The organism is Thiohalocapsa sp., from assembly GCF_019695415.1.
Taxonomy (GTDB): domain Bacteria; phylum Pseudomonadota; class Gammaproteobacteria; order Chromatiales; family Chromatiaceae; genus Thiohalocapsa.
The window spans coordinates 1-2773 of sequence record NZ_JAIFKJ010000300.1; the positions used below are offsets into that span (position 1 = coordinate 1).

At 65.3% G+C, this 2773-nt stretch carries 2 protein-coding genes, 1 tRNA gene and 1 pseudogene; 1 reads left to right on the forward strand and 3 read right to left on the reverse strand.

Annotated elements, in window-relative coordinates:
• A pseudogene (gene sucA, locus I6U14_RS08665) lies at positions 1–830 on the reverse strand (2-oxoglutarate dehydrogenase E1 component); the annotation flags it as partial.
• A 362-nt stretch (positions 831–1192) separates the two neighbouring features.
• Between sucA and I6U14_RS08670 the strand changes: the two are divergent.
• A tRNA-Arg gene (locus I6U14_RS08670) sits at positions 1193–1269 on the forward strand.
• 14 nt (positions 1270–1283) lie between these two features.
• Here the strand turns inward: I6U14_RS08670 and I6U14_RS08675 are convergent.
• Together I6U14_RS08675 and I6U14_RS08680 are read right to left on the reverse strand one after the other, a co-directional pair.
• A complete protein-coding gene (locus tag I6U14_RS08675; protein ID WP_296898507.1) occupies positions 1284–1658 on the reverse strand; it encodes a hypothetical protein in 375 nt (124 codons plus the stop codon).
• Positions 1655–2470, reverse strand: coding sequence for a sterol desaturase family protein (locus I6U14_RS08680; protein ID WP_296898509.1), 816 nt, complete (start codon positions 2468–2470; stop codon positions 1655–1657). The genes I6U14_RS08675 and I6U14_RS08680 overlap by 4 nt, the downstream gene beginning before the upstream one ends.
• Between the last annotated feature and the right edge of the window lie 303 nt (positions 2471–2773).

Below are 2773 nucleotides of genomic sequence, written 5' to 3' on the forward strand. Positions count from 1 at the left end.
ATATGTGTATAAGAGCCAGCCCCAGCGTTGGTCCGTCCGCGGTGGGCCATGCCGTTAACCATCTCGCGACAGCCCTTGCGCCCGGCGCGCTGGATCAGCTCGTCGAGCATCGGGATCAGCGCCTCGGCCCCCTCCAGCGAGAACCGCTTCTGGCCGACGTACCTGGTGTGGAGGTACTTCTCCAGACCCTCCGCGGCGGTGAGCAGGGTGAGCAGCCAGCGGCGATCGGCCGGCTCCAGCTCCGGGCGCGCCTGATAGCCCTCCAGGCGCTTTTGGACCCAGCGCTTCTCTACCGTGGTGGTGATGTGCATGTACTCCGAGCCCACGGGTCCGCAGTAGATGCGTTGCAATAGGGCCAGGATGTCCTTGAGCGGCATCCGGTCAGGCGCGTAAAGGGAACCGGTGTGGAAGACCTGGTCCAGATCGCTGTCCTCCAGGTTGTGATAACCCGGAGAAAGGTCCGCCACCTTGGGCGTCTCGCGCAGCTTGAGGGGGTCCAGGTCCGCTACCTGGTGACCGCGGTAGCGGTAGGTATTAATCAGCCTGAGTACCGCCGCCTGGCGCTCCGCCGCCGCCGGCTCCAAGCGCTGCACGGAGCGGGTCTGCGCGCGGGTGCGGCTTTCGCTCGCCAAGCGCGCGAAGTTCTCGCGCACAGGGCCGTGGGGGACCTCGTTGGCGGCCTCGGCGTGGATGGCGTCGAAGCGCCGCCGCCAAGCGAGGTCGATGCTCTCGGGGTCCCTGAGGTAGCGTTCGTAGAGGTCTTCGATGAAGGCGGCATTGCCGCCATAAAAGGCGGACGAGGATCGGAACAGCTGCAGCAGCGCGCTCATGGGTCTGAAGTCGTTCGCTCTGTGTTGTTCGGTGGCGCCGGCCCATGCTGCGCGGGCCTCCCCGCCCTTGGGCTTGACCCCCGAGTGTAGCGCACCGTCGCAGGCAACTGGTCCGTCGCCGGGCAATGTCATGTATTGGGCTTTTCGCGTATCCTCGTGCCGGTGCGACGAGGGTCCGCGCCAGCGGCGTTGCCGGGGTCAAACGCGGCTGAATCATCAGCTGGCCCAGCAACGCCCTTTCAGCCCGCTCTATCGGGGCCGCGGACTCAGTGGCTGGCCGACGTCAAGCAGGATCGCCGACGTCCTCGGCCGGCGCCCATCGGCGCTGTTGGCACTTCGGGCTCCCATCCTCCTCAAGTCGCGCCCTCGTAGCTCAGCCGGATAGAGCAACCGCCTCCTAAGCGGTAGGTCGCAGGTTCGAATCCTGCCGAGGGCACCATCTACGGCGCAGCTTCATTCCGCGCAGCAGCGGCGTTCCACCAAGCTGGTCAGCGCATCGATGTCGGTGCAAGCGTTCAGTGCGTCGGCGTCGATGCAGACCCTGGGTGTGCCGGCGTCCACGCGCAGCACTGCCGGCAGAGCGATCTCCAGCCCTGGCCAACGCCGACGAAATTCGTCGCGGTGCAGGAAGGTGCAAGTCACCCCGAGTCCGGCGACGAAATCTCGCCAAGCGCGGCGCTCCGTGAGCCAGCCGTAGGTCACTTTGCACAGATTGCAGCTGTAGGTGTCGGGTGCAAAAACCTTGTGGGCTGCGTCGGCCATGCTGTTGAAGAGGCCACTGTCGGCGTTGTAGACGAAGACCAGCTCGGGCGGGGCTGGATCATTCACGGCTTTGCCTCCGCCGCAGGGCTCAGAGTGCTCTTTCCGCGGCTCGGGTTCGGCTCCAACGGCAGCCGTAACAGGCGCAACGGCTTCTGCCAAGTGGCGTCGTCATAGGCGCCGATGCCGAAGCGGATCAGCTCCGGGTCGCTGCGCAGCCGGAATGACCCGAACAGCCGATCCCAAAACGAGAAGACGGTGCCGTAGTTGGAGTCGGTCTCCGCGCGAATGGCCGAGTGATGCACGCGGTGCATGGATGGCGGCACGATGATCCGGCGCAATCGAGCGTCCAGGCTCGCCGGCACGGCGAGGTTGCTGTGATGGAATAGGATCACCAAGACCATCAACGATTTATAGAGCACCAGCATGCCGAGCGACATGCCGAGCGCCACCAGTACCAGGCAGTTCGCAAGCGTCGACATCAGGATTTCGCCGGGGTGAAAGCGCAGGGCCGTGGTGCTGTCCATGGCGGGGTCCGTGTGATGCACGCGGTGGAAGCGCCACAGGAAGGGCACGCGGTGGTTGGCGCGGTGCCAGGCATACATCCAGAGATCGAACAGCACGAAGGTGAGCGCCGCACAGGCAGGCCAGCCGAGCTCCAGCGCGGGACAGAGCCCGAGCTTATGGCTGGCCGCGTATTCCACCGACAGGACCAGCAGCGGTGCTGCCACGGCCCCCACGGCGGCGCTGGTGGCGGCGAGGACGAGGTTGTCGGCGCCGTGGCGCAGGCGCCTTTCCCGGCCGGCGTAGGCAGGCAGGAAGCCCTCTGCGGCGAACAGGGCGACGAGGGCGATGAGGCCGATGATGGTGTCGATGCTCATCCGGGTGTTAACTGAAAGCGGGCGCTAGCGGTGCATCATTAGGGAAGCGCCGATTTATTGGCGCTTCCCGTGCGGGGCAGGACGCCCCGCCATTTTCAGCGACGCAAGTCGCTGAAAATGAAGGAGTCGGGAAACCGCCCAATGTCTGAACATGCCCGGCTCCGTCTGATTTTGGGCAGGATGCCCAATAAATCAGCATCTCCTTAGGTGATGGGACCGGTGTTCGGGCTCGATGTTTCTGCGGTCGCAAGACGCTCTGCCGCGGTCCCATCGCTGACCCGCCTACTGCTCCCTCTCATAGGC